Source organism: Rhodococcus sp. SGAir0479, from assembly GCF_005484805.1.
Lineage (GTDB): Bacteria > Actinomycetota > Actinomycetes > Mycobacteriales > Mycobacteriaceae > Prescottella.
Genome location: NZ_CP039432.1, coordinates 162,627 through 184,605 on the forward strand (window position 1 = coordinate 162,627; position 21,979 = coordinate 184,605).

Genomic DNA, 21,979 nt, shown 5'->3' on the forward strand with positions numbered 1-21,979 from the left:
GGACGTCATGGCTCGCATTCACGCAGTGGCCCCGCAGGAGGCCGGCCGCATTGTCCGCACCGCGTACCGGTTCGCCGGTCGCCAGTACGGCGAGGTTCCCGAACCGTTCGCGGTCCTGGCCAACCACCCCAAGCTGTTCGCCGTCGCGGCCGGACACGAGATGGGCGCCGAGAAGGCGTCGACCGTGCTGCCGCCCAATGTCCGCGACATCGCGGTGTACCGGGTGGCGTGGACCGTCGGATGCTCGTGGTGCGTCGACTTCGGCACGATGCTGCAGCGGCTCGAGGGCCTCGACATCGACCGCCTCCAGCACATCGGCGAGTACGACACCTCCCCGCTGTACAGCGAGGACGAACGTGCCGCGATCGCCTACGCGGACGCGATGACCGACACCCCGACGACGGCGACCGACGAACAGGTGGCCGACCTCGAGCGCCGGTTCGGCCGGGACGGGGTGGTGGAACTGACCTACCAGATCGCGCTCGAGAACATGCGCTCGCGCATGAACTCCGCGCTGGGCATCCACGACCAGGGCTTCGACTCCGGCGATGCGTGCCGCGTTCCGTGGGAGACGCCGAGCGCGAGCGAGACCGAGCGGAAAGCCTGACCCGACAGGGTGTTTCGGTCGGTCAGGGGCGCACGGTGAGCATCTGGTCGACGGTGCCGACCGGCCCGTGCCGGTCGTGGATCACGCTGCTGGTGAGTCCCAGGCCGGTCGGGCCGAACGAGACGGTCGTGTCGAAACCGATCCAGTCGCCGCGCGGTCGGGCGAACAGGTGTGCGGTGAGATCCACATTGGGGAAGGCGACGTCCTCGGGGCGAGCCCGTACCGCCATCCCGTTGGCGATGTCGAACAGTGTGGCCGCCCGTGCCACCTCGCTGATCGGCTCACCCTCGACCAGGTCGTGCGGGGTGCGCACCCAGTAGGTGGCCCGCCCGGGTTCGGAGGCGATCCGGCGGACCTCGGCGGTGGCGATGAATCCGCCGGCCCAGACGCTCGTCGGATCCCACACCGGCATCTCCTCCGGCGCCGGGATCGGCGGGAACGGTGATCCCGCCAGTGCTGCGGTGTCGCCCTCCCGCATCAGCCATGCGCGCATCCGCACGGCGGGCCGGTCGTCGTGGACGAGCGTGGCCTCGACCAGTTCGATGGTGCGGCCCGGGCGCACGACCTGCACCGAGGTCTCGACGCGGTCCACGGGCAGGGTGCCGAGGATGTCGAAGGACAGGCGGGCGATCACGAGTCCGTCGTCGCGGCGCCGATCGCGGTCGCATTCGACCACGTGCGTCAGGAGGCCGATGCTCGGGGCGATGTGCTGTTCGTCGGTGTTCCAGGCACCGCTGACGTGCCGGGTCGGATGGAAGACGTGTTCGCCTTCCCGCTTGAAGTACGCCATGTCCGCTCCTGCTCGGTCCCGAAGACATCGTCCGACGCTCCGCTCGGACGGTAACACGCAAAACTGACCTCAGAGCCGTCAGATCGACTGATGAAACCAATATTCGACCGAGAGGTCGAAGACGGCCGGCTCAGCCGGAAAACACCGACCAGCAGATGTCGTTGCGTCGCTCCTGGTCCTCGAGGACCAGTGTCCGGATCGCTTCGGGGAGCCGCGTGCGTTGCCAGTCGCGTTCCAGTCGGCCGGCCCGTGCGCTGTCCGCGTGCGCGCTGCGCACCGCCTTGATCGCGTACGCCGCGGCGCCGAGATCGTGTTCGGCGACGTGCCCGACGCACGCCGCCTGACCGGCCGCGTAGGCCGCGAACCGGGCCGCGCCGGCGAGGGGTCTGGCGGCTCCCATCGCGTGCCCACCCGCCGCGCGTGCCCGCATCATCGCCATCTCGCCCGCAGCCCACGCCCGCGCGGCCGCGATCGCCTCGCGGGGACGCGGATCGTCGGGCTGCTCGCGCTCGAAGTGGCCCAGCACGTGTTCGGCGCACTCTGCGGCCCACAACGCGAGCAGCCGGTGATCGGCGTCGGTCAGGGAGCCGCCCCGGCGAACGGTCACGAGGCGGGGGTCGCGGACCTCGGGCAGGATCATCGCTAGACGAACAGGCGCAGCGCACACGCGACGACGGCCGTCCGCGCGGCGGCGGCGTCCTCGCCGCCCGGGCGGATCCAGACCGCAGCCTGGTTGAGAACGCCGTGCAGGCACTGCATCGCGACGTCGATGTCGGGGCACGTGAACTCGCCGTCGGCGACGCCGCGCTCGACCACGTCCCGGAACACTGCGTCGTGTCGTCGTCGCATCTCCTTCATCGACTTCTGGACGGTGGACGGCCACTCGCGGGGCCACGAGAACACGGTCGCCACCTCGGGTGCGGTCTCGGTCAGGATGCGGACCTGTTCGTCGACGAGCGTGCGCAGCAATTCGGTGGCCGACGTGGCGTCGGCCTGCTCGGCGCGGTGGGCCAGCCGGGTCATCACCTCGTCGGTCAGGACGTCGAGGACCGCGGCGACGAGCTCGTCCTTGGAGCGGAAGTAGTGGTACAGAGTGGCTTTGGCGATGTCGGTGCGCTCGGCGACGTCCTCGAGGTTCATCCCCTGGTAGCCGTTGGCGGCCAGGATGCCGATCGCGGTGCGGACGATCTCGCTCTTGCGGCGGTCGCGGCGGCGCGCGACGCGACCGGCCCGCGGCGCGGCGTCCGATTCGGAGCCGGCGCTCTGCCTGGTGACGTTCATGCATCCTCCGTGCGCACCGGGAATCGGCGCGGTCGTCCTCGCCCGCGGTCGGTCGCGGAGCCAGCATAGTCAGCGCGCCGGGTGCCGTGGAGACGCGCGCGGGCTGGACAATTGTCCATTTTGTAAGCCCCGTCACATGAATGTGACCCGAGGTAACGGATAGCGGTAGCGTGTTGTCCGGGTAACAGCAGGGCGGTTCACGTGATCTCGCCGACATGCTTGGACGGCGATCAGTGGAGGGCTGTCGACGATGAACATGGTGCCGAAAATGGCCCGCTGGCAGCTCCTGGCCTTCATCCTGGTGGGCCTGCTGGGCATCGTCTTCGTCGGCGCGCGGTACGTCCGGCTCGACAACCTCGTGGGCATCGGCCAGTACTCGGTGTACGCGGACCTGCCCACCTCCGGCGGGATCTTCACCAATGCCGAGGTCACGTATCGCGGCGTGCCGGTCGGACGGGTCGGCGATCTGGCGCTCACGTCCGACGGCGTCCGGGTGCAGCTGCTCCTCGACGACTCCGCGCCGCGGGTGCCCGCGTCCGCTGCCGCCGTGGTGGCCAATCGGTCCGCGATCGGCGAGCAGTACGTGGACCTGCAGCCGGCCGCGGACGGCGGCCCGTACCTCTCCGAGGGATCGGTGATCGCCCGCGAGGACACCGCGGTGCCCACTCCCGTCGAGGACCTCGTGGCCTCGGTCGACGCGTTCGCGCGCTCGGTGCCTACCGGCAGTCTGCACACCGCGGCCACCGAGCTCGGCAAGGCGTTCGACGGACAGGGCGACAACCTCCGCGCCGTGGTCGACTCGCTGAACGCGTTCACCCGTGAGGCGGCCGAGGCGCTCCCACAGACCCTGGACCTGGTGTCCGACGGTCGCACCGTGCTGGACGGCCAGGCCGACCAGTCGTCGGCGATCCGGTCGTTCAGCGCCGACCTGGACGCGCTCACCGCGCAGTTGCGCTCGAGCGATCCCGACGTCCGGCGGCTGATCGGTACGGGCGCCGCGGCGAGCGACGAGGCGGGCGCACTGGTCCGCGACAGCGGCGCTGACCTCACGACGGTGCTCACCAACACCGAGCAGATCACGTCGTTGGCACCCGCGCGCGTGCCCTACCTCCGGACGGCGCTGCAGCTGCTGCCGGCGTTGCCCGTGGCTGCTCGCGCGGTCGCGCCGGGCGACGGGACCATCCACTTCGGCCTCGTCCTCGAGACGAACAATCCGCCGCCGTGCACCATCGGCTACGAGAGCACGTACCGCACGCTCGACGAGATGAAGCAGCGCGACCCGGAGTTCGACGACAGCCGCGACGAGTTCCCGTTCCCCACCGATGTCCGCTGCCTCGTCCCGCAGGGCAGTCCCACCGGCGTCCGCAGCGCGGAGCGGGCAGTGCTCGCCGATCCCACCGTGCCGCAGCCGTGGGACGGCAAGCCCAAGCAGGCCCCGGACGTACTGGACCTCAATCCGATCGCGACTCAGCTCGCCACGGTCATGGGAGTGGCGCCGCTGAAGTGAGGTCGAGGCGAGGTTCGTTCGGGGAGAACGGACCCGCCGCGGGCACGGGCCACGACGGGGAGTCACCCGCGTCGAGCGCCGGATCCGGCTCCGACGCCGACGCGGCCAGCGTGTCGAGGAACGAGTGTGCCCAACGGTGGACGTCGTGCGCCGTGACCTGGGCATGCATCGAAGCCATGCGGGCGCGGCCCTGCTCCGGCGACTGGTCGAGGGCGGCGACGATCGTGTCCTTCACGAAGTCGAGATCGTGCGGATTGACGAGGAACGCCTCCTGTAGTTCGGACGCCGCACCGGTGAACTCGCTCAGGACCAGGGCGCCGTCGTACTCGGGGTGGCACGCCACGTATTCCTTGGCGACGAGGTTCATGCCGTCGCGCAGCGGCGTCACCAGCATCGCGTCCGCGGCGACGTAGAGCGCGATCAACTCGTCCCGCTCCACCGGCTGGTACAGGTAGTGGACCGGGGGATGGCCGAGCTGGCCGTGGTCGCCGTTGATCCGCCCCACCTGGGTCTCGATCGCGGCCCGCATCCGTGCATACTGCTCGACCTGTTCTCGGCTGGGCGTCGCCAGCTGGACCATCACGGTGCGCGTCGGATCGAGGCGGCCCTCGTCGTAGAGCTCGCCGAGGGCGTCCAGGCGGAGGTCGATGCCCTTGGTGTAGTCCAGTCGGTCGACGCCCAACAGGATCCGGTCCGGGTTGCCGAGGTCCTCGCGGATCTCACGGGCGCGTGCCCGCACCGACTCGCTGCGCGCCCGGGCGACCATGTCGGCGGTGTCGATCGAGATGGGGAAGGCGCCGACGCGAACCGTCCGGCCCTCGAGTCGGACCTCACCGGGGCCGTCGACGGCGGGACGGGTCTCGAGTTCGAGCAGGCGGCGGGCGAGGACGACGAAGTTCTCGGCCCCGCCGGGCAGATGGAAGCCGACCAGATCGGCTCCGAGCATGCCCTCGAGGATGCTGCGGCGCCACGGCAGCTGGGCGAACAGCTCCACCGGCGGGAACGGAATGTGCAGGAAGAACCCGATCGTGACATCGGGACGCAACTCGCGCAGCATGCGCGGGACGAGCTGGAGCTGGTAGTCGTGGACCCACACCGTCGCGCCCGGTGCGGCCGCCTCGGCGGCGGCCTGCGCGAAACGGCGGTTGACGTCGCGATACGTCGCCCACCAGCGACGATCGAAGGTCGGCTTGACGACCACATCGTGGTAGAGCGGCCACAGCGTGCTGTTGGAGAAGCCCTCGTAGAAGCCCTCCACGTCGGTCGTGTCCAACCGGACCGGGTGGATGCGCAGACCGTCGTGCTCGAACGGGTCGACGTCGCGCCCGGCCACCCCCGGCCACCCCACCCAGCAGCCGTTCCGGCTACGCAGCACCGGTTCCAGCGCCGTGACGAGACCGCCGGGGCTGCGTCGCCACGACGTCGAACCGTCCGGCCGCTCTTCCATGTCGACGGGAAGCCGGTTGGCGACGACGACGAAGTCGGACAGATCGGTCGAGCGGTCGTCGGAAAGATCCGTTGGCATCGAATGGCTCCCAGGGGTAGTCGGTCCGCGGCCGGTGGGCTCCTCGCGCGCGGAGCTGTCGGACGCGTGCTCGGCCCGGCGCCGGCGTGCGCGAGAAGGTCGCACCGTCCGTGGGACGGCAAGATCTCTATTCTTCGGAATAGATTTGTTGTATCAGCGAACGCGCTTCTCGGCAACTGGACCACCCGGTTCGGGCGCGTCCGGGGGCGCCGTAAGAGTGGGGTGCGGCCGAATCATCCTGACTGCAGCGGTGTTCCGGAACGGCGTGAGGACCGCGAGCCCAATATTGCTGGGGCCGAAGTATTTTGACGTTCCACACGGAAACGTTCACCACGCGCCGGCAGTGGGGCGCGGGTGGGGGAGGGCGCTGAATGCGACACAGCGGTCAATGCGGATCGGCTCGCGAACTGTGCTGCGAAAATCACGGAAGTGAGCGAGACTGAGGTGACCCCCTGACAGGAGGTCACCGGTATGGAAAGCCGAACGAGCGGATCGAATTCGCAGTCGATGCCCCGAGGTGTCCGGTCAAGCATGTTGCAGGACATGGACTTCGGGAGAGCGGGCGCCGGTGGAACCGCACTGTGGTGGGTCGTCCTCATGCTCGTGGTCGCGGCGGTCCCGGCCGGTGCGGCGCTGGTGCTCATGGGCTCGGTGGCCCTCGCGGCGGTCACCGGTCTGGTGACGGCCGGCGGCGTGGCCCTGGCAGCGTTGATGATCTGAACGAGCCACCGTCCGCGCTCGCACGAACAGTGACTCGGATCAGCGCAGGGTGACTCACATCAGTGCAACTCGTCGGGAAGCTCCGCGGGGTCGAGCAGCACGAACTGCCTGTCCGACGTGCGGACCTTCTCCGACGCGGGGATGTTCTTCTTCAGCAGGTTCCACTCGGTGTCGCTGATCCGCGACGTGGCCTGCGTGATGACCTTGGCGTCACGGGTGCCCCACGCGACGGGCATGAAGCTCACCATCTGCCACGTCTCGCCCTCGCTCCGCGACGTGCGATCGCCCAGCACGGTCACCGACGGGAGTCGCTTGCCCACGGTGTTGTCCTTGCCCGGGAGCGCGCGCACCGTGCGGGTCGCGAGCGCGTAGTGCGGTGAGCCGGCTCCGGGCTTCGCGATGTCGAGCAACGCCAGCAGCGTGTAACCCCGTGGGTGGACCTCCGAGACGACGGCCGGGACGAGGTCGCCCTCGGCGTAGAGGTGGTCGATGCTGCCCACCTTGCGCGGCGTCCAGACCACCATGAACAGTGAGGTCAGCGCGCACACCGCGAGGACCACGCCCAGGATGTACGACCACGGCTGGCCCAGCACGAACAACCACGCCGACCCGGCGCCCAGCAGCACCGCCATCAGCGCGGCCGACCACTGCAGCCGCCGCAGGTCACCCAGGGTCTCGTTGACGGCCTTGGCGTGAAGCTTGTCGACCGGGAACTCGAAGCGTCGCACGGGGGAGGTGTCCTATCCGATGGTGGGGCCGAGCAGGTCGTCGGCGTCCGTGATCCGGTACGCGTAGCCCTGCTCCGCGAGGAAGCGTTGGCGGTGGGCGGCATACTCGGCGTCCAGCGTGTCCCGAGCGACCACCGAGTAGAAGTGTGCCTGACCACCGTCGTGCTTGGGACGCAGGAGTCGGCCCAGGCGCTGCGCCTCCTCCTGCCGCGAGCCGAACGTGCCCGACACCTGCACCGCCACCGAGGCCTCGGGGAGGTCGATCGAGAAGTTCGCGACCTTGCTCACCACCAGAGTCTGGATCTCACCGGCCCGGAACCTGTCGAACAGCGCCTCGCGCTCCTTGTTTCGCGTGGAACCCTGGATCACCGGAGCGTCCAGGGCCGCGCCGAGTTCCTCGAGTTGGTCGAGATACGCGCCGATGACGAGTGTCGGGGCGTCCGGATGCTTGTCCAGGATCGACTTCACGACCGCGATCTTGGTGTGCGCCGTCGAACACAGCTTGTAGCGCTCGTCGGGCTCGGCCGTCGCGTACGCCATCCGTTCGGCGTCGGTGAGCGTCACCCGGACCTCGACGCAGTCGGCGGGCGCGATCCAGCCCTGCGCCTCGATGTCCTTCCACGGCGCGTCGTACCGCTTGGGGCCGATCAGCGAGAAGACGTCGCCCTCGCGCCCGTCCTCCCGGACCAGCGTCGCCGTCAGGCCGAGCCGGCGGCGGGACTGCAGGTCCGCGGTCATCCGGAACACCGGGGCGGGCAGCAGGTGCACCTCGTCGTAGATCACCAGGCCCCAGTCGCGCGAGTCGAACAGTTCGAGATGCTTGTACTCGCCCTTCGACTTGCGGGTGATCACCTGGTAGGTGGCGATGGTGACGGGGCGGATCTCCTTCTTCTCGCCCGAGTACTCGCCGATCTCCTCCTCGGTGAGTGAGGTGCGCGCGATCAGTTCCCGCTTCCACTGCCGGCCGGCGACGGTGTTGGTGACGAGGATCAGCGTGGTCGCCTTGGCCTTGGCCATCGCGGCCGCCCCCACCATGGTCTTGCCGGCGCCGCAGGGCAGCACCACGACACCCGAGCCGCCGGCCCAGAACGAGTCGGCCGCCATCTCCTGGTAGTCGCGCAGCTGCCAGTGCCCCTCCTCGAACGCGAGGTCGATGGGGTGCGCCTCGCCGTCGACGTACCCGGCGAGGTCCTCGGCGGGCCAGCCGATCTTGAGCAGCATCTGCTTGAGGTGCCCGCGCTCGCTGGGGTGCACGATCACGGTGTCGTCGTCGATCTTGGCCCCGAGCATGGGCGCGATCTTCTTGTGCCGCATCACCTCGGTGAGCACGGCCCGGTCGAGGCTGACGAGCGTGAGGCCGTGGGCGGGGCTCTTGACCAGCTGCAGCCGTCCGTAGCGGGCCATGGTGTCGACGATGTCGACCAGCAGCGGTTGCGGCACCGCGAAGCGGGAGAAGTTCACGAGGGCGTCGACGACCTGTTCGGCGTCGTGCCCGGCGGCGCGCGCGTTCCACAGTGCGAGCGGGGTGATCCGGTAGGTGTGCACGTGCTCGGGGGCGCGCTCGAGCTCGGCGAAGGGAGCGATGGCCTGCCGTGCCTCGTCGGCGCGCTCGTGATCGACCTCGAGCAGCAGGGTCTTGTCGGACTGGACGATCAGCGGGCCGTCGGTCACGTGCGTCTCCTCGCAATCGGTAACCAGACCATTGTCCAGACGACGGCGACGTCCCGCCACGCGGTGAGTGCGCCGACAGCGAACGTGGGGGACCCCGCCGGGGACCGGGGCGGGCCCCCCACGACCGCGTCAGCGCATGGTGAGGGATTTCTTGGTATCCATCACCTGCATGAGCGCCTCGGAAATTCCGGCGCGATAGCCGACATCCCTTTCGGTGAGTCCGGCGTTGGTGTCGAGTTCGTTTTCCAGTCTCGCCTGAATTCTGTCCAGTGCGAGCAGGGTGCGCTTCACAGTTCGGTCCTCGTCATTTTCTGCGCGATATTTTCGGGGGTGGCAGGACTCGTCGGAATTCCGGAATGCTGCGCGCGTTCGTCGAGGACGAAGATCTTCGCCGACGTGATCCCGGATCGAAACCCGTCGGACCGGGGTGCGGGCAACGTTCCGCCGGGGAGCAGTCGGTCCAGTTTGCGGTGGAGTTGGTCCAGGACATCGGGAGTCGCGGGCGCGACCGACGGGCGGGTCATGGCTCGTCCGCTCAGTGGCGCTTGCGCTTCTTGATCAACTCGCCCACCTCCGCGGCGCGCTCCCTTTTCTCCGCGCGCTTTTCCTTGATGGACTGCGCGGACTTTTTCAGACTCTTGCCAGGTTTTCGCTCGGCCATTGTCGCTCCTGAATTCGAAGTGGCAATCACTCGATCGAGACCATAGCCCATTTCCAGGAAAAAGCCAGTCGCGCAGTTCGCGGCCCGGTTTCCCGTGCGCGCTCGTCAGTCCGCGAGCGCAACCGACGTGATCCGGTGGAGCGTGAAGCGCCGCACCTCGCCGGTCGCGGGATCGAGCGCGTCCAGCTGACCGCCGCCGACGCTGACCGGTTGCACGATGCGGTGCGACGCGACGCCCTGGGCGTCGACGTAGCCGATCGTGACCGACCGCTGCACCTGGGCGGCGGTCTGCAGGAGCGTCATGGTCGCGGCCGTCGACGCGCGGCTGCCGTCGCTGCGCAATCCGACCCCGGTGGACGCGGCCGCCCGATCGCCGGCGCGCAGCGACCGCACCAGCGTCGCGAGCTGCTCGTCGGTGGGCACCGCGGGTGTCCGGAGCCGCGGGACCCGGGCGGCGGGGACCCGCGCTCCGCGCGGTCGCAGGTCCACGATGGCGCCCGTCGAATCCTCCCCGGCCGGCGCGAAACCCGCGGCCCGCAGCTCGGACAGCACCTCCTTGAGCGGTGCCTGGGAGATCACGACGGTGGGCGCCAGGGCCCGCAGCGCCAGCTGATCGGCGACCGGCGAGGACAACACCTCCGCGAGCAGCGCCGGGTCCTCGCAGCGGACGAACGACGCGGCCACGCCGGCCCGGAGCCGACCGTGCCGGCGCGCGACGTCGTCGATCAGGTAGGTCAGCGACTGCGGGACGGAGGTCTTGGAGCGGGTCGCGAACAAGGTCTGCAGCTCCGACGCGGTGAGCCCGGCGTCCAGGGCACGGCGAATACTGGCCTCGCTGATCCGGTACATCGACGCGGCACCGGCCGACTCGATGTCGGCGACGAGCGTGATCTGCTCGAGCAGGTCCGGGATCAACGGGCCGGGCGCGACGACGGTGAGGTCCGCCTGCACCAGGACGTAGTCGATCGGTGCGGGCAGCGCCGCATCCATCTCGGCCTCGGGGTCGCCGCCGTGCAGCAGCGCCTTGCCGGGGGAGCTGAGCACACCGTGGGCGACCAACCCCAGTGCCCGCGCCTCGTCGAGGGTGCGGGCGACGACACGCGGACCCAGCCGGCCCGCCCAGCGCGGCCGCCGCCACGCCAACAGCCGGCTGGCCTCGTCCGCGGACACCGATCTCCCGGTGCCCGCCTCGGCGAGCAGTTCGAGCAGCAGTCGGCGCTCCTGCGGGGCGCCCGGGGCGCGCACCTCCTCCGACAGCGCCGAGATCGGCTTGTCGGCGGCGTCGCGGCTGCCGATGATCCACGGCCGCCGCGGCAGCGACAACCATGCCCCGGCCACCGTGGCCCACCGCCGGGCCGTCCCGGAGTTGAGCCAGCCGTCGACCGCGACCGTGGGCGCCCAGTAGTCGTCGACGTCCGTCAACGGCGCCGGATCGGGGATCCCGCTCGCGATCAGGCCGGCGGCGGCCAGCAGCTCGAGCACCAGCGCCACCCGTGCCTCGTCGACGCCGACGGCCTTCGACAGCCGTCGCAGTTCACGCACCCCCAGCCCCCCGGCCTTCAGAGCGGGTGCCGGGGCGTCGCCGAGCGCGGCGACGAGGTCCTCACAGTGCCGGACGAGTTCGAGGGCCTCGCCGGCAGCGGCGGCATTGACGTCGGCGACCTTCTGCTTGCGGCCGGACAGTGTCGGCGGGACGGGGGAGGCCGGGTCGTGTACCGCCTCGCCGCGCAGCACCTGGCCCACCTGCGCGGGCAGCTCGACGGTCTCGGCGTCGATCCAGTGCAACAGTCCTCGCGCGAGCAAACGTTGGACCGGGCGCTCGGGCGGCGTGCCGGGCGCGGCGTCGCGAGTGCGGCCGATCGGCGACGAGCGGGCCAGTGTGGTCAGCAGGTCGCGCTCGTTCGGCTCGATCGTGTCGAGGGCGGCGCGGATCTCCTCCTCCGTCAGCCCCTCCGACTCGGTGTGCCCGCGTCCGACCCGCCATGGAATCGCCTCTGCCGCGGCCCGGACGACGCGCAGACGGTCGTCGTCGCCCCAGACGAGGGCGAGGCTGCGGAGGTGCGCGAGCGCCTTGCCCAGCGCGCGGGCGGGCACCCGGTCTGCGAACGCCTCGTCCAGGTGACGGCGGGCGACGGGCATCCGGTCGGCCTGCTCCAGAACGAGAATTTCGAGCACCCCGAATTCGAGGGTGTCGAGGGTATCGGCGGCACGCATCACCGACGCGCGCTGCTCGGCCCGTCCGGCCAGCACGGCGCACGTCGCCGGCGGCGGAACCGCCAGGTCGGGGCGCAGCCGCAGCAGCTCGGTGAGGTCGGCGTCCTTGCGGGCGCTCAACCAGTCGGTCAGCGTCGGCGTCACCACCGGGTCCGCGGCTTCGGCGGCGTCCTCGGTGCCATGAGTAGAGGTCATCGCCTATGAGATTAGTGACCTGGGCTGTACCGCGGCGCTTGCTCCTGCCAAGATGGGCGCGTGGCTAACAATTCGAAGAAGCGCTATGTCGATCCAGGGTGGCCGGAGACCGCGGACGGAGATCACGCGGTGACCGAGCTGTCGTCCAGCCGGGCGGGCAATCTGTCCCCCTTCGGTGAGGAGACCGAGTTCCCGCTTCCGGTGGACTCGCTGCCCTACGTGCACCCGCACACCGTGATCAACCGCTGACGCATACGCACAGAAGAAGGGCCCCTTGCCGATGGCGAGGGGCCCTTCTCGTGTGCTGGGGAACGCTCAGCTCTGCGAGGTGTTCGCGATGGTGCCGGCGATGTCCTGCAGGTTGATGTTCTGCAGTGCGCTGAGGTCGAACGACTTGGCGGCCGCGTAGACGTCGAGGACCTGCGGTGCGATCGCGACGCCCTGCGCCTGCGCGATGTCGATCAGGTCGTCGATCTGGTCGAACACGGTCGCGGCCGGGTGCGGCGCCGCGGGTGCCTCGGCGACGGGCGACGGGGTGGCCGGTGCGGGCGCCGCGGTGGCCGGGGCGCTGCGCTGCGTCGGCGCGCTGCTCAGGCCGAGCTTGGAGGAGCAGGAGGGCCATGCGCCCCAGCCCTGGTTGGCGAGCACTCGCTCGGCAACGACGATCTGCTGCTCGCGGGTGGCCTTGTCGGCGGTGGGGGCGTACTGGCCGCCGCCGTGGCTGGTCCACGTGCTGGGCGTGAACTGCAGGCCGCCCTGGAAGCCGTTGCCGGTGTTGATGTTCCAGTTGCCGCTGGCCTCGCACTGCGCCAGGCGGTCCCAGTCGGAGTCGGGAGCTGCGTTGGCAGTGCCGGCGAAGGCGACGCCGCCCACGCCCATGATGGCGCCGGTCACGGCGACCTTGGCGACGGTACGGCCGGTGGTTGACGGCTTGCGATGGCGTCCGCTCATGTCGGTCGGTTCCTCTCCACACGCGCCTGCGAGGTCAGCTGTCGGGTTCGGGCTGAGAGGTCGCCCGGCCTCGCCGCTCATGGCTGGAGCGGGTCTGGCTTCACCCCCAGGGAGATTGCTCTCCCGATGCCTGCGGGGTCGGACCCTGTCGGGACCGGTTCCCCGGAGGACCTTGGGTCCCCCGTCCCCGTCCATGGTTGGTTCGTGGGTGCTTCCGGACCCACTGGACGGGGTTTGGCGCGGCGGGCCCGGCGTGGCCGAGGTTCCCGGCCGGAAACGACCGTACGACGATTCGCCCTCCAACGTCACCACTTGATAACGCGGTGCGTCTTGTGTTGTTCGGGACCGGAATTCGGGTAAGGCGGCGTCGCCCCAGCTAGTCGCCCTGCCGCTTGTTCGGTTACGTTTCGACACCCGCCCGTTATCGTGACGTTATGTGATGGAGATCACACGTATACACCGGGGTGTGTCTCAGATTTCGGAACGCTCAGGCGGGAGCCCACTGGGCCCGGTCGACGTCGACGATCTCCTTGCCGAGCGGCAGCAGCGACACCGGAATCATCTTCAGGTTCGCGACCGCCAGCGGGATGCCGATGATGGTGACGGCCATGAGGACCGCGGACACGAGGTGGCCCAGGGCGAGCCAGATCCCCGCCAGGAGCAACCAGATGACGTTGCCGATCAGCGACATGACACCCGCGGTCGGCTTGTCGACGACCGTCTTCCCGAACGGCCACAGCGCGTACAGGCCGATCCGGAAGGACGCGATCCCGAACGGGATCGTGATGACGAGGATGCACATGACGAGCCCGGCCACGAAGTAGCCCAGGGCCAGCCACAGGCCGCCGAAGATCAGCCAGATGATGTTCAGCAGGATCCTCATGACCGTCCCTTTCAGCGGCTCCGGCGGCCGGAGCGCAGAGCGTATGCGATGGCCAGGACGAAACCGAGCGGGCACGCCAGCGTCAGCAGGTACAGGACCAGGCCCGGATCACCCTCGGACAGGGAGTGGACGAAGAAGATGACCACGATCGCGGCGATGCCGACCAGGAAGCTGACGACTGCCGCATAGAACAGTCCCTTGCCGGTGTGAGGGGAGGCGCCGGTGCCGTGGGGGTGGGGTTCGTTCGTCACAACACCACGGTAGGCCACGGCCCGGTCGACGATGTCGGGCTGCTCGGCTTCCGTCCGGAATCGACCCGAACGGGCACGTTGGGCCGGCTACCCGAGCAGCGCGGCGATGTGCTCCGGCACCTCGCTCGACGACGGGTCGACCGCCGTCTCGGCCCAGTCGCCGCCCGTCGCCTTGTACAACCGGCCGCCGTCCACGATCCACAGGGTGTCCGTGGACGAATCCCACTCGTACCGGGCGGCCGAGGTGGACCGAATGCGAGCCACCGCCTCGCCGTCCGCATCGAAGATCGCGATTGCGGGCTGTGACGTGCCGGACGGCATCACCAGGGCCGCCGAGTACGAAGCCGACGGTGACTGCTTCTCCACACCCAGCGCGGTGTCCGCTTCGACGGTGGTGGTCGTCGTGGGCGCGGCCGTCGTCGTGGTGGTGGGCGCCGGGCGCGTCGACGTCGTGGAAGAGGGCGCCGCCGACGTGGTCGAGGACGTCGAGGTCGAGCTCGGAGTCGTGGGGGTGGTTGTGGTGCTGGAGGTACTCGGTGCGGCGGCAGTGGTCGTGGTCGGCGGAGTCGGAGATGTCGTCGAGGTGGCGGTGATTTCCGGCGCCGCTGTGCCTCGGGCGTTCAGCGCATTCGCCTCGAGGGCGGTGGTGGCGCTGGATGCTCCGGAGACACATCCCAGGCTGAACTGGAACCTGTAGCGGTAGACGACCGCTCCACGCCAGGCGGGCCCCTCTTCTCCGGTGTAGCGGTTGACGGTGTGGATCTCGACCGTCAAATTGCGGCTACCTTTGTCGATGTCGTAGTTGGCGTCGTCCCAGTCGATGTCGTCGGTGACCTGCTCGCCCTCGGCGATATTCTCGGCTTTGTTCATCCACGAGAACGTCCAGCTCCCGTCGTCCAGCTTCACATAGACCTTGTAGCTGTAGGCGGGGCCGAGGTGTGTCCAGCTCAGGCGGCAGAAGTAGAAGCCGTACGGTCCTTGGGTTCTGTAGGTCGGTTCCGAGATTGCCGGCAGCACGTCGGGACTGACGACCAGGCGGCCGCTGGTCGCGGTGTTGCCGGTGTCCTGCCAGGCGGCGCTCGTGTCGCTGATCTGCGTAACCCCGAGCACTGTGAGGGCGACAGCGCTCATGCCGAGCGCGGCGCGGACGAATCGCGACAGCCGGAACCCGTTCCGACGCGAAGGGCGAGGTGCGTCGGGGCTCACGGCGTCGGGACCTTTCCCTCACAGGAACTGTCGTGGGGCTCCTCGGCGGAACGCGGGAGCGCTTCGTCCTCGCGGCGACCCGCCGGTCGCGCCACGAGCACGAGTAGCGCTCCGACGAGTGCGCCGCCGAGGAAGACCGCGGTGGAACTGGTCAGCCACGCCGCGCCGTAGCCGAGGCCGGGCGCGCTCCAGAACACCCGGTCGGCCTCGGTGATGAGGTACGGCTCCACATCCGGTTCGGCGTTCGCGTCACCCTTCAGTGTGACAGCGAAGATATCCGCCCCCTGTGGCTCGAGTGCGTACAGCCGGTGCGTGATTCGCGTGCCGTCCGCGTTCTCGACGCTGACGATGTCGCCCACCGACAACTCGGACGCGGGGACCGTGTGTGCGAGCGCGAGCGACCCCGTGGAGACGGCGGGGGCCATCGATCCCGATCGGAAGATGAGGGGCTTGATGTCGAACAGCAGCGTCGCGACGGTCGCGACGATGCAGACGACGCCCGCGATGGCGCCGACCGTGAGCGCCACTTCGCGAACCTTGCGAGCGGTGGACGGCGCGGGGGTGTCGAACGTGGTGTTTGCGAACATGTCTGCCTCACACTGACGTGGCGGTGAACGTGAAGACCACGTTGATCGCCTGGTTCTGCATCGCTTTCGTGACGGAATTACCGACCGTTGCCTGGACGCACACGGTCTCGGCACCGTTGAGGGCGAGTGGGCCCTTACCGGACACCAGCGTCTGATCGGCGGCCGACATCGCGGTGAGGGTGCCGAGCGTGGTGGTCCCGGAGCAGGCCGAGTTGGGGTAGACGGTAAGCGAGATCTGCTGGGCCACAGCGGAATTTCCGGTGGCCTTCGCGGTCACCGAGTACCGGAACGGCACATCACCCTTGTTGCGGACGTCCAGAGCAGCCTGGACCTGCCTTCCTGGACGCAAACCGGAACCCCCGAAGGCAGAGAAGCTGTAGGTGTCCACGCCCGGGTCCGGGCCCAGCTTCAGGTCGGCCACACCGGTCTGGAAGTCCGCCGACGTGGCCGTGGCGCTGTCGCTCCACGCGGCCAGCGTGCCGACGGATCCGAGGCCCAGCACGATGCCGAGCGAGAGCGCGGCCCGCACGCGCCCTCCACCCACGACCCGACGCAGCAGTCTGCTGCGGGCAGGTGTGGTACTCACGGTTCGATGACGAGACATGTTCGTTTCCTGGTCAATTCGGCATGATCGACGAGCCGGCGGCGACGACGGGAAGCTCATCCGTCACCGGATCCTCCGTGTCGGTCTCGCGGTTGCGGCGGTTGCGGAACTCGTCCCGTGCCGCGCTCGCGAACATGTATGCCGCGTAGGCCAGCAACCCGCCGACCAGTGCGATGAGAAGGATCGAGCGCTGCTTGCCGGTGACGAAGTTGTTGACGTACCCCAGGTACGGGATGGCGTACCAGACCTTGCCGCGGATCTGTTCCGGGACAACGGGTCTTTCGTCGGGCATCGGGTTCGCGTCGCCCTGCGTGACGAACTGCAACTCCCCGTCCTCCGCGTACTCCACCTCGGTGATGCGGTGCGTGACGACTGCGGTCTTTCCGGACTCCCACTGATACGTGACGGCGTCGCCGGGGCCGAGCGATGCCGGGTCGGCCGACTTGACGACGACCAGCGTCCCCGGCGGGTAGGTCGGCTCCATGGAGCCGGTCAACACCGTGTACGGGGTCGATCCGGTGATCCTCGGGACGGCGATCGTCATGGCGAGGACCGCGATCATCGCGATGAGGAGGGTCCACGAGACGATGGAGCGGACCCACCACCACGCGGTGGTCCGTTGATCGCCCAGCGGGGCAGAGTTGCTCATGTCAGACCTGATTCGCATCGAATGTGAACGTGACCTTGGACTTGATTCCCGGGCCGGCCCCGGCGGTCACCGTGCCGCGCAGGCACAGCACCTCGGAGTTGTTCGGCTGCAGGGTCTGCCACGTGGCAATGCTCGCGCCGATCATGTTGCCGGAGTACAGCTGTGTGCCCGCCGGGGTGCCGGTGGCGCCGCACGCGGCTGCGCTTGCGACCCGCCAGACGTTGAGTGTCAGCGGGAGCGCGGCGTTGGTCTGCGCGACGCCGGCCAGGCGATACTTCATGGGCACGTTTCCGGTGTTCTTGACCGTCAACGGGGTCTGCGAGTAGCCGCCCTCGAGCATCTTCGTCTTGCCGAAGTTGTCGAGGGTGAAGGCCGAGCTCGTCTTCCCGTCGGCGCCGACGCCGATCGCCAGGGTGCCGGTCGTGACGGTCCCGCCGGAGAGGTTCCTGGTGTCGCTCCACAGGGCGCCGGTCTGCTGGGCCGAGAAGAAGATCAGCCCAGCGACCGGCACCGCTGCGAGCGCCCACCATCGAGGGTGTTTGGCCACGGCTCTAGTTGGTCTGCGACAGCTTCAGCTTGAGGCCGGTGAGATCGTTGGTCACGGCCTGGTTCGCGATGCCGGTGGCGTCGAACAGGACCGTCTTCGTCACCGTCACGGCATGCGACGCACCGCTGTCCGGCGTGATTTCACCCGCGGCCGAGATCGCCTGGTCTCCGGAGAACTTCGTTGCCTCCCACTGGAATCCGTTGACGTTGGTGGCGTCGGCGCCGGCGATTTCGAGCTTCGCCTTGAGGTTGTCGCCCTGCGCGACGAAGCTGGTGGTGGCCTTGTAGGTCAGCTTGGTGCCCGGAATGATCCGGTACGTGGTGATGTCGGGGATCTTCTTGCCGGTGACGCCGGTGTCGGTGCCCTCGTACCACCCGCTGTCGATGGTGTCGCCGAACGCGAGCTTGCCGGTCGTGACCTTGCCGCCGTTGAGATCCTTCGAATCGTTCCAGGCTGCGAAGGTGCCGGCACCGCCGGTGAGGAGGAGAGCTGCGGCACCGGCGGCGATTGCGCCCTTGATCTTCTTGTTCATGGGGGTCTTCTCGTTTCTGCTGGCCCCGTTGGTAGGGGTCGGTGAAAAGGACATGCGACGGTGAAGAGACCCTGAACCAGTCGAAAGATTGTTTTACGCACAACATCTGGTCGGAGCTCGTCCGGCGCTGTCATTGCTGGATCGAACACACGACACTGCCCCCGCGCGGTGCCGGAGTAATTTCTAGCACCCGCAAGGCCCCACGAGTAGGGCATTTGGTCATTTGTCCAAGAGAGATCTGTGACACACCGTGCCATAGGAGGTGTCCGATGATGCCTCCCGGCACCCCACGAAAGGGTCGATGAACCTCCTCGTTCCAGCCGGTGCCGACGTGCGGCGACGTGCGTATCCACTCGTGTGCGAAGCAGTGGAATAATTTGTCGCGCAATATCTTTCGGACTGCCGTTGTCTCGCGACCGTCGGGGCGGCGCGCCTTCTGGGGTGACTGGTCGGTATCTCGCGCCCCGGCCTTCTCGGGTGTCGATTCGAGGGGGTCGACCGCTCGGGAGCGGGGCGGGGGCACCGCCGCAAGTGTGGCGCGCTCCACTCCGCGAATTCGCTGATTTTCAGCGGGGGAAGCGCCGCTCGTAGGTGGCGCGGCGGCTTTCGGACCGCAATCTGCCCTCGGGGGCGACGACTGGGGGTGTGGAATCTCGGGGAGAAACTGGGCCGCCGGATCGTTCACTTGTTCGGAGACGGCCGCCACTGCCGGCGCGTCGCAGTGCCGCCGGAAGCGTCTCGCCGGAAGATCCCGGGGAGGGCGCCGCGTCCCGGCGCACACGGTCGGCTTCGGCGGAGGGGGCGGAAAGGGGAGTGGGTGCGGAGGCGAGGGGCCACGGCGACCCGCGGGCGCACGGAGCGAATTCGTGGATGCTCGGGGTGGTACGAGGCGGGTACACTGGGGCATTCGCGCGTCCCGCAGTTTCGGTGGGGCGCGTTGTTTTGCATTATCCACGCGCGCGCTCAACGGAGAGTGCGGCAGGCAGATGAGCGGGTGAACACGGTGCCTACCGGCAAGGTGAAGTGGTACGACGTCGAGAAGGGTTTCGGCTTCCTGTCACAGGAGGAGGGGGAGGACGTCTACGTCCGCGCGTCCGCGTTGCCCGACGGCGTCGAGGGTCTCAAGGCCGGCCAGCGAGTCGAGTTCGGGATGGCCGCGGGCCGACGAGGCCCGCAGGCGCTGAGCGTGAAGGTGCTCGAGCCGGCGCCGTCCGTCCGGCAGGGCGCCCGGCGCGATGCGGCCGCGACCCGCAAGCACACCCCGGACGAGCTGCACGGGATGGTCGAGGACATGATCACGCTGCTCGAGGCCAAGATCCAGCCGGACCTGCGCAAGGGCCGCTACCCGGATCGCAAGACCGCGCAGCGGATCTCCGAGGTTGTGCGGGCCGTCGCGCGCGAGCTCGACAGCTGAGTCGAGCACTCACACGAACGACGGGAGCCCTCCGGTATCACCGGAGGGCTCCCGTCGTTCGTGTGACAGTGGCCGCTACGACGCGGGTGCCACCACACCGCCGCCGGGCAGCTCCATGGTCTGCAGTGCCCACACCGGCGCCAGCCCGTCCCGGGCCGGCAGCTGGATGATGGCGCTGATCAGCTGCTCGCCCGGGTTGCCGGGGACCGTGACCGCCCAGGCCTCGCCGGGCGTGTAGTCGCGATAGCCCTCGAAGATCTCACCGGTCTTGGGGTTGCCGATCTGGACGTTCAGTCGCCAGTCCGAGTCCGCGATCTCCTTGGGCAGCGACAGCTGCAGGGGGTAGCCCTCGGGCACGTTCAGTTCGACGATCTCGAGCCCCTCGCACTGCAGTGACGCGTCACAGAACCCGGGCACGACGCTCGCGGTCTCCTCCTTGGAGTACGCGGTGACGGTGGGGAGCTTCTCGTTCGACTCACCCACGAGGTAGGCCACGACCCCGGCGAGACCGGCCGCGACCACCACTACCACCGCCGCGATCAGCGCAACTATTCGTTTCGTCCGGGCTTGCATCATCGATTCCGTTTCTCGTTCGGTGGATCAGTCGGCACGGGGGCTGTGCCCGACGGTGGTCTCGGGATTGACGTGCTCGGGACGTCTACCGCCCAGACCGGGCAGCAGTGTCGCCCCGCGGTACGTCAGGATCGTCTGAACCAGGCCGATCGTAAGCACCACCGCGACGACGGTGAAACCGATCCACAGTTCGGTGGGCAGCATGACGCCCAGCGCGCCGCCGATGACCCAGCTCAGCTGCAGGACGGTCTCGGAGCGGCCGAAGCCCGACGCGATGGACTCCTCGGGCAGGTCCTGCTGCAGCGACGCGTCCAGCGACACCTTCGCGAGCGCACTCGCCCCCGACGCCACCAGGGCGGCCAGCGCGGCTGCCAGCAGGTTGCCGATCAAGGCGGCCAGGATCGCCACGACGGTGACCGCGATCGTGCACCGCAGCACCATCATGGCGGGGCGGCCGAGCTCGAGCCGGGCACCGGCGGCGTTGCCGGCGAAGTTGCCGATGCCCGCGGCCGCGCCGACCATGCCGAGCATCGCCGCCTGCATCAGCGCCTCGTGTTCGGTGTTGGCCTTCGCGACGAACGCGATGTACAGAGTGAGGAAGCCGGTGAGCACCCGGATCGTGCCGTTGCCCCACAGACCGGTGACCACTGCTCGGCCGAGCGGCTGCCGGCGCTTGTCGGGCTTGCCGCCCGCGGCCGCGCCGACATCGATCAGTTCGGTGGGGGAGTCGTCGCCGTGGAACGTCAGCGTCGCCGGGACCTCGCCCTCCGTGACCTCGACCCACGCCGGAATGCGCATGCTCAGGTAGGCGCCGAAGGCGGTGACGGCCGCGGCTAACCACAGCACTCCGGTCGAGCCGGTGACGAACGCCAGGGCGCCGGCCAGCGCGCCGGCACCGATCGTGCCGCCGACCAGCCCGAACACTGTGAGGCGGGAGTTGACTCGGACGAGGTCGATCTCGGGTGGCAGCACGCGTGGCGTCACGGCGCTCTTGAGCACCGAGAACGACTTGCTGAGCACCATCATCCCCAGCGCACACGGGTACAGCGCCCAACTGTCGAAGTTGAAGACGAGTACCACCGCGAGCACCGTGCGCAGCGCGAAGGACGACGCCAGTGCGATGCGGCGGCCGCGCTGCAGCCGGTCGAGGGCCGGGCCGATCAGCGGTGCGATCACCGCGAACGGCGCGATCGTGATGAGGAGATAGAGCGCGACCTTGGTCTTGTCCTCACCGGTCGCGGCGGAGAAGAACAGCGTGTTCGCGAGCGCGACGGCGATGGTTGCGTCCGTCGCGAAGTTCGCCATCACCGCGTACGTGAGGGCCGTGAGACCGGACTTGTCGGCGCCGTCGGCGGTCGCGGCCCGCCGGAACGTGGCGATGCCCTTGTTGGTCAGTTCGCGCCCGCGCATCGCGGCCACGCGGGTGACCGTCAGCTTCCGCGGCATCGGCGGGGGCTTGGGCGCGTCGTCCTCGGCGGGGCCGCGGCCGGGGTCGGGTTGTTCCGGCATCGGCCGGGTCGGCGGCGGCTGGGTCGGGGGCGGTGGCTGGCTCGGCGGGGGTGGCTGGTTCGGCGGCGGCGACTGGATCCGCTGGGTCCGCGCCGGCTGCTCGGCCGGCTCGGGACGGTCGGGCCGGGGCGCGTCGGGCCGGCCCACGGGGTGCAGCGGAGGCAAGGGCGTGCGGCGTCCCGCCGCCCGGGGCGCGGGGGGATAGTTCTGGTAGCCGGGGTGTCGCCGAGGCGGCGCTTCGCGCGGTTCCTGCGCACGCCGAGGGGCGTCGTGGGGGTCGCGGGGTCCGGTCACCCCTCAATTCTGTCCTAGTCGGCGGACATTGCTCGACACCGGCGGCCCGTCCCAGCTCGTCCGGACGTGTCGGAACCCGG

At 69.2% G+C, this 21,979-nt stretch carries 26 protein-coding genes; 5 read left to right on the top strand and 21 right to left on the bottom strand.

The genetic code is table 11. The features are described from left to right. The first annotated feature begins 7 nt into the window (after positions 1-7). Positions 8-607, top strand: a complete 600-nt coding sequence (locus tag E7742_RS00740; protein WP_137797171.1) for a carboxymuconolactone decarboxylase family protein — start codon at positions 8-10, stop codon at positions 605-607. A gap of 22 nt (positions 608-629) precedes the next feature. Here the strand turns inward: E7742_RS00740 and E7742_RS00745 are convergent, their stop codons facing one another. From E7742_RS00745 to E7742_RS00755, 3 genes are all read right to left on the bottom strand, one after another. Further along, complete coding sequence (locus tag E7742_RS00745; RefSeq protein WP_137797172.1) at positions 630-1,397, bottom strand: thioesterase family protein; 768 nt, start codon at positions 1,395-1,397, stop codon at positions 630-632. Between the two features lie 130 nt (positions 1,398-1,527). Beyond that, on the bottom strand, positions 1,528-2,037 hold the full coding sequence (locus E7742_RS00750; RefSeq protein ID WP_137797173.1) for a putative immunity protein: 510 nt from the start codon (positions 2,035-2,037) through the stop codon (positions 1,528-1,530). A 2-nt stretch (positions 2,038-2,039) separates the two neighbouring features. Beyond that, positions 2,040-2,678, bottom strand: coding sequence for a TetR/AcrR family transcriptional regulator (locus tag E7742_RS00755; RefSeq protein WP_137797174.1), 639 nt, complete (start codon positions 2,676-2,678; stop codon positions 2,040-2,042). Positions 2,679-2,928: 250 nt separating this feature from the next. On the opposite strand from E7742_RS00755, the gene E7742_RS00760 reads away from it, so the two are divergent. Beyond that, complete coding sequence (locus E7742_RS00760; RefSeq protein ID WP_137797175.1) at positions 2,929-4,185, top strand: MCE family protein; 1,257 nt, start codon at positions 2,929-2,931, stop codon at positions 4,183-4,185. Here E7742_RS00760 and E7742_RS00765 read toward each other — a convergent pair. After that, positions 4,160-5,710 carry an alpha,alpha-trehalose-phosphate synthase (UDP-forming) gene (locus tag E7742_RS00765; RefSeq protein ID WP_137797176.1) on the bottom strand — a complete coding sequence of 517 codons (1,551 nt, stop codon included), beginning with the start codon at positions 5,708-5,710 and terminating at the stop codon, positions 4,160-4,162. The genes E7742_RS00760 and E7742_RS00765 overlap by 26 nt on opposite strands. A 531-nt stretch (positions 5,711-6,241) precedes the next feature. On the opposite strand from E7742_RS00765, the gene E7742_RS00770 reads away from it, so the two are divergent. Next, complete coding sequence (locus E7742_RS00770) at positions 6,242-6,430, top strand: hypothetical protein (protein ID WP_175420372.1); 189 nt, start codon at positions 6,242-6,244, stop codon at positions 6,428-6,430. Positions 6,431-6,489: 59 nt separating this feature from the next. Here E7742_RS00770 and E7742_RS00775 read toward each other — a convergent pair whose 3' ends face one another. From E7742_RS00775 to E7742_RS00790, 6 genes are all read right to left on the bottom strand, one after another. Beyond that, positions 6,490-7,158 carry a DUF3239 domain-containing protein gene (locus E7742_RS00775; RefSeq protein WP_137797178.1) on the bottom strand — a complete coding sequence of 223 codons (669 nt, stop codon included), beginning with the start codon at positions 7,156-7,158 and terminating at the stop codon, positions 6,490-6,492. A 12-nt stretch (positions 7,159-7,170) separates the two neighbouring features. Continuing rightward, entirely contained in the window at positions 7,171-8,829 is a 1,659-nt protein-coding gene (locus E7742_RS00780) for a DNA repair helicase XPB (protein ID WP_137797179.1), read from the bottom strand. A gap of 129 nt (positions 8,830-8,958) precedes the next feature. Then, on the bottom strand, positions 8,959-9,120 hold the full coding sequence (locus E7742_RS23090) for a hypothetical protein (protein ID WP_175420373.1): 162 nt from the start codon (positions 9,118-9,120) through the stop codon (positions 8,959-8,961). Beyond that, positions 9,117-9,353 (bottom strand): hypothetical protein, encoded by a 237-nt coding sequence (locus E7742_RS00785; protein ID WP_137797180.1) that lies wholly within the window; start codon positions 9,351-9,353, stop codon positions 9,117-9,119. The genes E7742_RS23090 and E7742_RS00785 overlap by 4 nt, the downstream gene beginning before the upstream one ends. Before the next feature lie 11 nt (positions 9,354-9,364). Continuing rightward, on the bottom strand, positions 9,365-9,490 hold the full coding sequence (locus tag E7742_RS23585; protein WP_302660322.1) for a hypothetical protein: 126 nt from the start codon (positions 9,488-9,490) through the stop codon (positions 9,365-9,367). A gap of 105 nt (positions 9,491-9,595) precedes the next feature. After that, a complete protein-coding gene (locus tag E7742_RS00790; protein WP_137797181.1) occupies positions 9,596-11,899 on the bottom strand; it encodes a helicase-associated domain-containing protein in 2,304 nt (767 codons plus the stop codon). 60 nt (positions 11,900-11,959) lie between these two features. On the opposite strand from E7742_RS00790, the gene E7742_RS00795 reads away from it, so the two are divergent. After that, positions 11,960-12,148: a hypothetical protein gene (locus E7742_RS00795; protein WP_031937314.1), complete on the top strand. Its 189-nt coding sequence runs from the start codon at positions 11,960-11,962 to the stop codon at positions 12,146-12,148. 66 nt (positions 12,149-12,214) lie between these two features. Here E7742_RS00795 and E7742_RS00800 read toward each other — a convergent pair whose 3' ends face one another. The 9 genes from E7742_RS00800 to E7742_RS00840 form a co-directional block, all read right to left on the bottom strand. Then, entirely contained in the window at positions 12,215-12,850 is a 636-nt protein-coding gene (locus E7742_RS00800) for a transglycosylase family protein (RefSeq protein WP_137797182.1), read from the bottom strand. A gap of 487 nt (positions 12,851-13,337) precedes the next feature. Further along, positions 13,338-13,733 (bottom strand): YccF domain-containing protein, encoded by a 396-nt coding sequence (locus E7742_RS00805; RefSeq protein ID WP_137797183.1) that lies wholly within the window; start codon positions 13,731-13,733, stop codon positions 13,338-13,340. A gap of 11 nt (positions 13,734-13,744) precedes the next feature. Then, entirely contained in the window at positions 13,745-13,984 is a 240-nt protein-coding gene (locus tag E7742_RS00810; RefSeq protein WP_137797184.1) for a hypothetical protein, read from the bottom strand. A gap of 87 nt (positions 13,985-14,071) precedes the next feature. Continuing rightward, a complete protein-coding gene (locus E7742_RS00815; protein WP_137797185.1) occupies positions 14,072-15,115 on the bottom strand; it encodes a hypothetical protein in 1,044 nt (347 codons plus the stop codon). A gap of 71 nt (positions 15,116-15,186) precedes the next feature. Further along, complete coding sequence (locus E7742_RS00820) at positions 15,187-15,777, bottom strand: signal peptidase I (RefSeq protein WP_137797186.1); 591 nt, start codon at positions 15,775-15,777, stop codon at positions 15,187-15,189. Positions 15,778-15,784: 7 nt separating this feature from the next. Beyond that, a complete protein-coding gene (locus E7742_RS00825) occupies positions 15,785-16,363 on the bottom strand; it encodes a SipW-dependent-type signal peptide-containing protein (RefSeq protein ID WP_175420374.1) in 579 nt (192 codons plus the stop codon). Between the two features lie 31 nt (positions 16,364-16,394). After that, positions 16,395-17,030, bottom strand: a complete 636-nt coding sequence (locus E7742_RS00830) for a signal peptidase I (protein ID WP_175420375.1) — start codon at positions 17,028-17,030, stop codon at positions 16,395-16,397. Between the two features lies 1 nt (position 17,031). Then, positions 17,032-17,577 carry a hypothetical protein gene (locus tag E7742_RS00835; protein ID WP_254699120.1) on the bottom strand — a complete coding sequence of 182 codons (546 nt, stop codon included), beginning with the start codon at positions 17,575-17,577 and terminating at the stop codon, positions 17,032-17,034. A gap of 4 nt (positions 17,578-17,581) precedes the next feature. Further along, positions 17,582-18,109: an alternate-type signal peptide domain-containing protein gene (locus E7742_RS00840; RefSeq protein ID WP_175420376.1), complete on the bottom strand. Its 528-nt coding sequence runs from the start codon at positions 18,107-18,109 to the stop codon at positions 17,582-17,584. 1,003 nt (positions 18,110-19,112) lie between these two features. Here E7742_RS00840 and E7742_RS00845 point away from each other — a divergent pair. Then, positions 19,113-19,523: a cold-shock protein gene (locus tag E7742_RS00845; protein WP_137800994.1), complete on the top strand. Its 411-nt coding sequence runs from the start codon at positions 19,113-19,115 to the stop codon at positions 19,521-19,523. 75 nt (positions 19,524-19,598) lie between these two features. On the opposite strand, the gene E7742_RS00850 is transcribed toward E7742_RS00845, so the two are convergent. After that, positions 19,599-20,096 carry a DUF2771 family protein gene (locus E7742_RS00850; protein WP_254699121.1) on the bottom strand — a complete coding sequence of 166 codons (498 nt, stop codon included), beginning with the start codon at positions 20,094-20,096 and terminating at the stop codon, positions 19,599-19,601. 27 nt (positions 20,097-20,123) lie between these two features. After that, on the bottom strand, positions 20,124-21,899 hold the full coding sequence (locus E7742_RS00855) for an MFS transporter (RefSeq protein ID WP_137797191.1): 1,776 nt from the start codon (positions 21,897-21,899) through the stop codon (positions 20,124-20,126). Between the last annotated feature and the right edge of the window lie 80 nt (positions 21,900-21,979).